At 56.6% G+C, this 9,744-nt stretch carries 8 protein-coding genes; 5 read left to right on the plus strand and 3 right to left on the minus strand.

All coding sequences use genetic code 11. From position 1 onward, the window contains the following. The 5 genes from ISS99_RS22640 (at window position 1) to ISS99_RS22660 (ending at window position 4,795) form a co-directional block, all read left to right on the plus strand. Entirely contained in the window at window positions 1-747 is a 747-nt protein-coding gene (locus ISS99_RS22640; RefSeq protein ID WP_204633850.1) for an electron transfer flavoprotein subunit beta/FixA family protein, read from the plus strand. Window positions 748-774: 27 nt separating this feature from the next. After that, a complete protein-coding gene (locus ISS99_RS22645) occupies window positions 775-1,719 on the plus strand; it encodes an electron transfer flavoprotein subunit alpha/FixB family protein (protein ID WP_204633851.1) in 945 nt (314 codons plus the stop codon). 158 nt (window positions 1,720-1,877) lie between these two features. Then, window positions 1,878-3,269 (plus strand): sulfotransferase family protein, encoded by a 1,392-nt coding sequence (locus ISS99_RS22650; protein ID WP_204633852.1) that lies wholly within the window; start codon window positions 1,878-1,880, stop codon window positions 3,267-3,269. 73 nt (window positions 3,270-3,342) lie between these two features. After that, window positions 3,343-3,765 carry a hypothetical protein gene (locus tag ISS99_RS22655; protein WP_204633853.1) on the plus strand — a complete coding sequence of 141 codons (423 nt, stop codon included), beginning with the start codon at window positions 3,343-3,345 and terminating at the stop codon, window positions 3,763-3,765. Window positions 3,766-3,874: 109 nt separating this feature from the next. Next, window positions 3,875-4,795 carry a class I SAM-dependent methyltransferase gene (locus tag ISS99_RS22660; protein ID WP_204633854.1) on the plus strand — a complete coding sequence of 307 codons (921 nt, stop codon included), beginning with the start codon at window positions 3,875-3,877 and terminating at the stop codon, window positions 4,793-4,795. An 84-nt stretch (window positions 4,796-4,879) separates the two neighbouring features. Here ISS99_RS22660 and ISS99_RS22665 read toward each other — a convergent pair whose 3' ends face one another. The 3 genes from ISS99_RS22665 to ISS99_RS22675 form a co-directional block, all read right to left on the minus strand. Then, entirely contained in the window at window positions 4,880-5,809 is a 930-nt protein-coding gene (locus ISS99_RS22665) for a glycosyltransferase family 2 protein (protein WP_204633855.1), read from the minus strand. Window positions 5,810-6,138: 329 nt separating this feature from the next. Then, complete coding sequence (locus ISS99_RS22670; RefSeq protein ID WP_204633856.1) at window positions 6,139-8,148, minus strand: glycosyltransferase family 87 protein; 2,010 nt, start codon at window positions 8,146-8,148, stop codon at window positions 6,139-6,141. Window positions 8,149-8,646: 498 nt separating this feature from the next. After that, the gene (locus ISS99_RS22675) at window positions 8,647-9,741 is read right to left on the minus strand and encodes an acyltransferase family protein (RefSeq protein ID WP_239538569.1); all 1,095 of its coding nucleotides are present in this window, start codon (window positions 9,739-9,741) and stop codon (window positions 8,647-8,649) included. Window positions 9,742-9,744: the final 3 nt, after the last annotated feature.

Below are 9,744 nucleotides of genomic sequence, written 5' to 3' on the forward strand. Positions count from 1 at the left end.
ATGAAGATTCTCGTTGGCTACAAGCGCGTCGTAGATTACAACGTGCGCATCCAGGTCAAACCTGACGGCACTGGTGTGGTAACCGATGGCGTGAAGCTCTCCGCCAATCCGTTCGACGATATTGCTCTCGAAGAAGCGCTGCGCCTGCGTGAAAAGGGCATCGCCGAAGAAGTCGTCGTGGTCGGTATCGGCCCGGCCGACCTTACCGCGCACCTGCGCAACGGCTTGGCCATGGGCGCCAATCGCGCCATCCACGTGGTCAGCGGCGATGCGGTGCAGCCGCTTACTGCGGCGCGCATCCTTCTCAAACTCATCGAGAAGGAGCAGCCTGGCCTGGTGATTCTTGGCAAACAGGCTATCGATGACGATGCCAATCAGACCGGCCAGATGCTCGCTGCACTGTGGGATCGGCCGCAAGCTACCTTCGCCAGCAAGGTGGAAATCGCAAACGACAAGGTCACGGTGACGCGCGAGGTTGACGCCGGCCTGGAGGTAATCGAAGCGGATTTGCCGGCAGTCATCACTACCGATCTGCGCCTCAACGAACCGCGCTTCATCAAGTTGCCGGACATCATGAAGGCGAAATCCAAGCCGATCGACACGATCGAGCTCGCAGCGCTCGGCGTCGACTCGGGCGACCATTTGAAGACCTCCCATTACGCCGCCCCAGCCAAGCGCAGCAAGGGTGTGATGGTGAAGGATGCGGCCGAGCTGGTCGCGGCGCTGAAGCAGAAAGGGCTGCTGTAAGCAGCGTCCGGACGAGGAGAAATTCCCATGAGCAAAGTTCTGATCGTCGCCGAACACCTGGACGGCAAGCTGAATCCATCTACTGCCCGCGCCGTTAGCGCCGCCGTTGCACTCAAACCTGAAGCCGTCGACGTGCTGGTGCTTTCACACGATGCGGATGCGATTGCTGCTGAGGCAGCAAAGATCACTGGCGTGAGCCGCGTGCTCACCGTGGTCCGACCGGAAAACGCGCACCCGCTGGCAGCCACGCTCGCGCCGCAGATCGCCAAGGCCGCGGCGGGCTACAGCCACGTATTTGCCCCTTCCACCACCTTTGGCAAGGACGTCCTGCCTCGCGTTGCCGCCTTGCTGGGCGTCGCCCAGGTCAGCGACGTGATGAGTGTGGAAGGTCCGCATACCTTCAAGCGCCCGATCTACGCCGGCAACGCGATCATCACGGTCGAGGCCCCCGCGTCGCAGACGGTAGTTGCCACCATTCGTACCGCATCCTGGCCTGCTTCGGGCAATGGCGACGCCTCCGCATCGATCGAATCGCTGACGGTGGATGTGGCGCTCCCGGCGCACACTCGCTTCGTTGAGCTGCAGCAGGGCAAAAGTGATCGCCCGGATCTGCAGAGCGCCAGCAAGGTGGTCTCGGGCGGCCGCGGCGTGGGCTCGAAGGAAAACTTCGATGTCATCTTCAAGCTGGCTGACAAGATCGGAGCCGCCGTGGGCGCCTCACGCGCTGCGGTGGACGCAGGCTATGTCCCAAGCGACCTGCAGGTCGGGCAAACCGGCAAGATCATCGCCCCCGAGCTTTACGTGGCCATTGGCATCTCTGGCGCCATCCAGCATCTGACCGGCATCAAGGATGCCGGCACCATCGTCGCGATCAACAGGGATGCCGAAGCGCCGATTTTCGAGGTCGCCGATTTCGGTCTCGTAGGCGATCTGTTCAAGCTGATCCCTGAGCTTGAACAAGCCATCGGCTGATCTCCACGCCAAGGCCTGAAATTGCTGCAAGCGTGCTTGCAGCATCCCCCGCGATACTGCCATTATCTTGAAAATGTCAGGTTATCGTAAGGCAGGGTTCCGCATCGCCGGCATTCCGGCACAGGGACCGCCTGCGGTTTGTCTACCGGGGGGCAGACATGTGGAAATTCAAACGGCCGGGCGATGCCCGGCCTGTTTTTGTCATTGGCTCGTATCGATCAGCTACTAGTGCATTGACCTGGGCGCTGGGCCAGCACCCAAACATATTTCCAATTGAAGAAACGCACTTCCTGTACAAGCTTGCAGTCGATCTCGAGTACTTATACGAAATTGGAGCCGGCCAGGGGCCCCGCTCGTTTCTTGGTTCAGCCGACTACACCCGTCGGCACTTTCGCAATCATTTCGGCAACGCCTGCAACGCACTGATCCTGGGGTCGCGAAAACGCATAGTCGAGCGAAGCTACGCAGAAGCGCTGAAAAACCGTCAAGCCCATTCGCCAAACATCAAACTCCATCGGGGCTGGTGGCAACCCAAGCGACGCTGGATCGACGGCACCCCCGAGAACTCCCACTATGTTCTACCCCTGCTGCGGCTCTTTCCGCATGCGCGGTTCATTCACATTCTTCGAAATCCTCGCAGCGTCGCCACCTCGCTCATGCACTTCTCCACGATGGGGGCGCACGACTACACGGAAAAAGACGCCTACGAGACGTGGAGCCGCCTGGCATACGCTTGCGCCCTAAGCGAACAGGCGCTCGGTGCCACGCGGATCATGCGGGTGCTGCACGAAGAGCTCGTCGACGCTCCGCAAAGCACCCTCGCGCGCTGCCTCCAATTCATCGGAGAGAAATATCGCGACGACTGCCTCAAGCCGCTCAAGGACAAGATAAACAGCTCGCGTTACGACTCTGCCGGAGACTGCAGCATCGCGGCCAACATCCAATCCGATGCGCCCTGGATCCGAAGCGCTTACGAACTGTATAAACGCCTGCTCGAAGGACGTGGCGCCATCGATGGCAATGCAGCCATGGCCAGACACGAACTGTGGCACACCACGAACGAATACAGTGAAAGCCTTCTCCCCGCTACCAACGAGCGTCTTTCGAAGGCCAACAACGAACTGGAAAGATCCACCCTCGAACTTCAGTGCCAATTGAAGCGCCTTTCCAGGCCCCTGACCATCCTGGATTGGGGTCCTCAAGATATTCAGGCTGGAGCAAGCTTCAACCCGCAGGAGGATGGCTCCAATGCCGTGTGGATCAAGACGCTCAACGCACCGTGGGATACCGAGGTCATCTTGGATGGAGTGGTCCTCCCTACGGCAACGCATGCTGACGGTGAGCTGGTAACTGCCAACGTACCCGCTTTCCTGACGGCAGCACCCCGCTCGCTCGAACTCGTTCTCAGAAGCCAATTTTATGGAGAGGCGACCGCGAGCATTTACGCCCTCATCCTGCCATCGCCTATTCGGGACGAGGAGTTTCCTGATCCACATTCCACGCCGCTCGTGGATGAGCCCTCGTCTGATATTGCTTCCAACATCCTATAGACTTCCCCTCAGATCCGGCCCTCTACCGGCAGCGGCCAAGATCGCCTATTCAAATTAATACCGGAGGTCGCTGATGTTGTTGAAACGTGCCTTGATCCTCGCTCCTTTCATCGTTTTACTGGCAGCCTGCCAGGAAGAATCCGCTCCTCCCCTGCAAACTTCCTCGAGCGCATCGCAACCGGCCGCCGCCAGAGCTAGCACTCCCGCCTCCTCCAGCTCCGTCATATCCGTGACGCCAGCGTCACTGCAGGATTGCGACAATGGTGTCGCGGCAACCGTCAAATGGGATGCCAGCAAAGCCAAGGTCACTACCAACGGCACCGAAATCTGGGTTGGTGCCGATGATGCTTCCATGCAACTTTTTTCGGCTGGCGGCGCGAGCGGAGAAGCAAAAACCGGTCCCTGGACGCATCCCGGTACCCACTTTCTGTTGAAGAACAAGCAAGACGGCAAATCTCTTGGGGAAGCTGTTGTCGGGGGCCCGGCGTGTAAGTGATGTTGCTAGAGACCCCATCCCTCGAACGAGGATGCATGGCTACAGAATGAACTCCACTATCCCCTAGCCGAGCTCGCCGAGCAAAATGGGGGGTGCAAAGGAAATCAGCATGGCCGTTAACTGTCCGATTTGTACGAGCTCACGCTCGGGAGTCTTTTATCAGCTAATTGACGACTTCAATTATTATGCGTGCTCACACTGCGACTCGATTTTCATAGACCCGGCCGTACTAGACGCGATGGACAACGGCGAATCGCCGCGCAATTACGATCACGAATACTGGGACGAGGAAATCAAGTCTGCGCGCCAACGCTCGGTGCGAGATGGCCTGGTGCGGGCCGGCGAAGTAGTCCTCTACGCGAGGCGCGAAGTTCACCGCTTCCTGGATGTGGGGGCCGGCCCGGGGTTTCTGCTGGATAGTTTGGCAAACACGTTCCCCGGTCACTCCGATACTTTTCACGCCGTGGAATTGTTTCCGCCGCACGAGCACAGCAAGCACCCCAACTACGTCGTCGGGGATGCCGGCACACTTCCTGGCAAATTTGATGCCGGCGTATGCATAGAAGTCATTGAGCATCTCACTCCACGTATGCTCCAGGGCCTGATAAAAAGCCTGGCCGCGATCAGCGCACCTGACAGTACGTGGTTATTCAATACGGGCATGCCGTCCTACGTGCGCCACGAAGATCCCGGCTACCTCGATCCGCGCGGCCGCGGGCACGTCGTTTCTTATGGCCTCAAAGGCCTGCGCAAGATGTTCAGCGAATCGAATTTCGAAGTCATTGCGCTTCCGGGCAAATCATTCGCGTTCCTGGCCGAATATTCCCCGTCGACATCACCGGAAACATTCACTGCCGACCGCTTCTACAAGCCCCTTCCCTATAACAAAGCATTGCTGGAAGAGTCGGGGCTGCTTTATATCGCGGCGTTCGAATCGGCCCGCTCTTACTATTTTCAAGATGAGTCTGCACAAAGAGCAAAGTGGGCGCTCAGCCTCGATTTTCTCTTAAAGCGCCACGTCACTCCGTAGTGACTCGCGACCGCTCATCGTGCAAACCACGAGTTCACCTGACGCTGTAGCGCGTCAGGTGAACGAAAGCAGCCCGCCGCTCACTCAGCCGCCCTCGAAAAACGGTTGGCCAAGATAAGCAAGCATCTTCGCCTCGCGCCTTCCTCGCGTGACGGTGTCCAGCACCAGACCGGTAACCAAACTGAGGAAACCGAGCAGCATGATGCCCGTAGCCAGCACGCCTGTCGGTAGACGAGGAACCAGTCCCGTCTGCAAATAAACCTCGAGCAGAGGAATGCTCAAAGCAATGGAAAGCAGGGCAAAGAACAAACCGATTATCGAAAAAAACGTGAGTGGCCGCTCGTGCTTGAACAGCTGGACAATGAGCCAGAGAATGCGAAAGCCGTCACGGTATGTATTCAACTTGCTGACGGATCCTTCGAGGCGACCTTTGTAAGGACCATCCAGGTGCGAGACGGGCATCTGGAGCTCGAGAGCATGAACCGTCAATTCGGTTTCGATGCCGAAACCAATGGACGTTATCGGGAACGACTTGACGAAACGCCTGGAAAACACCTTGTAGCCCGACAGCATGTCGTGAACGCGATCGCCAAAGATCCGCCTCACGGCACCGGTTAGCATCACGTTACCCAAGCGATGGCCCGCGCGATACGCCGCTTGCTCGGTATCGCGCCGAATACAATTGACCAGATCGCTACGCTCCGTGACTGCCAATTCGAGCAGTTTTGGCGCAAGAGACGCATCGTACGTGTGATCTCCGTCGACCATGAGATAGAAATCTGCTTCGATATCGCGAAACATACGGCGCACTACCGCACCCTTTCCCTGCTGATGCTCGCTCCTCACTACAGCACCTGCTTTCTGCGCCGCGGCGACCGTATCATCCTTTGAGTTGTTGTCGTACACGTAGATAGTCGCTGCCGGCAAGGCCGATTTAAAATCGGCAACGACGCGGGCAATCGCGGCACCTTCGTTGTAGCAAGGGATGAGTACGGCAACAGTAGGTTGCGTCATGGCGCAAAATTCCAAATTAAAGCCAGAACAAAGAAAAGGTGATTAGGCAGCCTTGCGACCGCTTCAAAACGCAAACTTTCAAATCTTAACTTACTTCCAATCTCGCCAGCAGGCACCCGTCGCCGACGAACAATCGATGGCCTCGCTCCAGACATCGATTACCGTTGAACACTCATACGTTTCCGCCTGTTCCCCGAGCAACGACGCAAGCCTGCAACACCCCACGCGCCTATGCCCCCTGCCCCGCCAACCTGAAAGCCCGAAACAGGCGTGAGCATACCGAGCCAGTCACGGAGATTTTTTCTAATGCGCCAACTGGATTTGCCCGTTCAATTGTCGCATTTTTCATATGTTACATCTGCGTGCGCCATTTTATCCGAGCTCTTTGCGTCGACGAGGTCCAAATGCATACCGCCATTAATCCAGGGGCCCGTCTGAATCTCGCCCGCCGGAGCCCCCTCCAGCATCAATTTCGATTCCTCTAAAGAACTGCCGATATAAAGTCTCATGGCGTCGCTCGACCCAGCCACATTCCACCGGATGGTCGCTTGCCCGGTCGTCGCGTGCGCCACGCAATCGTCGCTGAGCCAATCAAAATGCACTGAAACTCCGGGTCGCAGCTCCGACACATTGGCATGCAACCTATAGGAAGAACTCTGGCCTGTTGACGAGATCGGCGCGGCTCCGTAGGAAGCTTGGCAGACGAAGAAATCAGGCCCTAGCGCCGATTCTCCTGGTTTGCAACTCTGCGCATCCAATTGAACGTTAAAAGCCGCCAGACTCGGTCCAGGTGGCAAATGGGACGTATAGAACAATACATACAGCCCGCCATGATTTTTGTTCAATTCGGCCCTGACCCCTCTCCCCAAACCATATTGAAGTGGGTCCGCGCCCAACACCCCGCCTTTCTCAAAATCCCTTGGAATAGTCACGAAGCGGAGACTGCGATTATCCCTCTTCAATCCAAGCGCCAAGTAAGACATAGGCTCGTCGGCAAATATGACCAGGGAGCCATTTTCAATTGAGGGTGCGCGCACGGCCAAAAAATCGGTTCCCGTCGGGATGCGGCCCCAATCCGGGCTCACGCATGCGCACACAATCAAGATCGCCACACCCAAAGTACAAGCGGCCGGCAACCACACTTTAACGCGATCCAGCTTCTTGGCCACCGTCATCGCGGCGGCAGCTATGAACGTGCCAATCAAGCATTCAACCGCAACCAAATATCTGAGAATGGAAAACTCACACTCCCAAAGAACGTACGAGAGAAATACGAACAAAATACTGGCGCCGACCAGCCGGCTTTTCGCACTTCCCCCGACTACGGGACGAATCCTGTCGAAAATCGCTTTCAGTGCATAGAAAACGACGAGGACATATCCCAGCGCATAACGCGCGTCCCGAAACGGCAATTCGGTCACCAGGGACTCTTGCAAAGTTACCCAGTAAAAAGGATAAAACAGCCACTGCATTGGAGAACGAGGAAGAAATCTCGTATCCCGCATAGGCACATTTGTCAGCCAATCGGAATGAAATACGCCATTGAACATCGGGAAAAATGGATTTCCCGTGAGCTTGTACAACATCCAAGCCCAAGGGCCATAAGCGACAACAAAGGCAAGAAGCGCACCGCAGCCACATACAACGACGCCCCGCACGCCATCGCGTAGATTTGGCATCAATACAAAAATCATCGCCGCTAGCGGCAATGCGTAGATCGCCGCCGTCAATTTCAAACCCACTGCAAGGCCGAGCAATGCGCCGGCTATAACCAGCCGGGTCAAATCGGGAGAGTCGCTTTCCCGATTTTTCCCTCCTCTGATTACTTGGTAAAACCCGAGCAGGACAATGGCGGCTACGGTAATGTCATTCGTGGTCGTGCCAATTTGCGACCAAGTGGCTGCCCCAGTGCCAGCCAAGAGCACGGACGCACCCAGAAAACCAGTGCGATCCCATTTTTCGTAAAAGCCAAGACGATCGGCAAACCTGGCGCTTATCAGGTAAACGACATAGAGAAGCGCTGCGTAAGGTATACCTGCAAGCGCAACCAACAGCGCGCCATAGTTGGGAAGCAGGTAGTTCGACAAAGCGAAATAAGGCGTATCCAATACCGGGGAAAAAAATGTATGCAACCCCGACACGATGAAGTCACGATGCCACCTGCCAGAGGTAATCGCCCACGCGTTATACAGGTGGTAATTCTGCAAATCGAAATTATTATCCTGGCCCAGGCACAACGAAATGAAGCACGCAATGGCCAAAAAATAAAAAGCAAGATTCAATCTCATCTTCATCATTGCGCCTTCAAAACCCCAGACAGTCGCCTCGCTGACCAGCAAGAACAAATCCCGCGAACCACCCACATACGCACAACCTCAATCACCGTCACTACTTGCACACGCGGCGGGACCCTCGCCCCGCTTTACAAGCTCGCCTGCACGAGACGAAACATCCATCACGACTGCCCCGATTAAAGCCGGCTTCTCAGCACCCGTTTACCACGACGAAAGTCACTCCGGCGCCATGATCGTTTCTGGTCGTGAACTTCCAACAGCTGCCTCGCCCCACCGTATGCCACGGCCTGGCGGCTGATGACGGCTCAACGCTCCCCACACGCAGTCAGCCCCTTCCTTACCTTTTAACGACCTGCTCCACCAAAGGGTTGGAGCGGCACGTTTTTCCTCAGATCGACCAGTTCGAACGAAGCCTTGTGAGCACTCGCCCCGTCATGCAAGCCTGCCCGGGCACAACGCGAAGTTTGGCACATTCTTCCCTCGTAGCGACTCCGACGGCCACGCCACATCGGCACCCGGGCTGCCGCCCGGGATTCCGGTTTGTCACTTAAACCGCAGCATCCTCTTCTCAAGGAACGCCCACGAGAGATAACCAAAGCTCGTCGCCAGCATGATCGCCAGCGTCACGTGAAGTGCCAGACCGGCTCGGGGCACGAAATGTGCGACCAGTTGCTGGCTCGGCCAACCCCACAAGTAGATTCCATACGACGGATCGCCAAAACGTTCGAGCCAACGCATAACAGGCGTCAGGTAAGCAAGACTGAACACCACTCCGGCGAGCGCCAATGCAAATGTCACCGAATAAATCGCCAGGTGATGCGTGAGCACGGCCAGCAAAACCAACGCCACCGCCAGTTCGAGCCGTATCTTGATACTGGATCGATGTATGTAGACGAGTACACCCAGAAGGAAAAAGCCACCAATACGAAACCAGTCGGGGTGCAGCGGGAAAAATTCGGGATGAAGGAGACCGGCAAAAAAAACTGCAATGAGCACCAAGGTTCCGATCCGCGCTGACGCAAATAGCCCAAGCGCTCCCATCACACCCAGCAAGACGTACATGCGAACTTCGGCGGGCAACGTCCATTGCGAACCGTTGATCGTTGAAGTTTTCAGGCCCTCCGCGAACACGCCTGGCAAAGTCCAGGCCATATCCGAGGCCATCTTCAGGTTCGTCGTGATGTAGCTCCAGGTATCCGCCTGCCGCAAATAATCAAGCTTCGGCAGGGTGGTAAGCATCAACCCGTAAACGAGTGCCAGAACGGTGACGTTGAGAAAAAAAGCGGGAAAAACCCGCAGAAAGCGCGCCTTGGCGAACTTATAAAGGCTCTTTTGACGTATGTAGCTTCCGGTTACGAGAAAGCCGCTTATCAGGAAAAACACGTCGACGGCAATATCACCGCTGTAATGCCCCCATCCCAGGCGCACGAAGAGATCGACGTTTTCCACTGCCGGCGCGATGTGCGGAGCGTGGCCGTAGATGACGAGCGTCGCGGCAATTATTCTCAAAATGAGGAAATTGTCCGCGCGGCGCGCGAGAGCGGCCTCGACACTGACGCCTTCCATGATCGATTTCAGCCAGGAAACGAACCTTTCAACGGGTTTCGCCTTAATACTTTCATGAAATCCCCTGTGCATCAG

Source organism: Dyella mobilis, from assembly GCF_016904945.1.
Lineage (GTDB): Bacteria > Pseudomonadota > Gammaproteobacteria > Xanthomonadales > Rhodanobacteraceae > Dyella_B > Dyella_B mobilis.